Annotated in this window: 1 pseudogene; it reads left to right on the top strand. The window is 63.4% G+C overall.

Going from position 1 to position 254, the window contains the following annotated elements:
* Nucleotides 1–254, top strand: a pseudogene (locus tag AC5IJH_RS18425) (sugar phosphate nucleotidyltransferase); the annotation flags it as partial.

Raw genomic sequence — 254 nt, 5'->3', positions numbered from 1 at the left:
GTATCCGGTCACGCTCGCTGTTTCGAAGCAGCTGGTGCCGGTCTATGACAAGCCGATGATTTACTTCCCGCTCAGCACGCTGATGCTGGCCGGGATCCGCGACATCCTGATTATCTCGACGCCCCATATCTGCCGCGCTTCCGCGATCTGCTGGGCGACGGCAGCTCGTGGGGGCTCACCATCGCCTACGCTGAGCAGCCGCGGCCGGAAGGCCTTGCACAGGCCTTTCTGATCGGCGAAAGCTTCGCCGCTGG

Origin of the sequence: Candidatus Dedyshia acidiphila (assembly GCF_051025295.1) — a bacterium.
Taxonomy (GTDB): domain Bacteria; phylum Acidobacteriota; class Terriglobia; order Terriglobales; family Acidobacteriaceae; genus KBS-83.
Note: the sequence above shows the minus strand (reverse complement) of the source record. Positions and strands in the feature narration are given on the sequence as shown.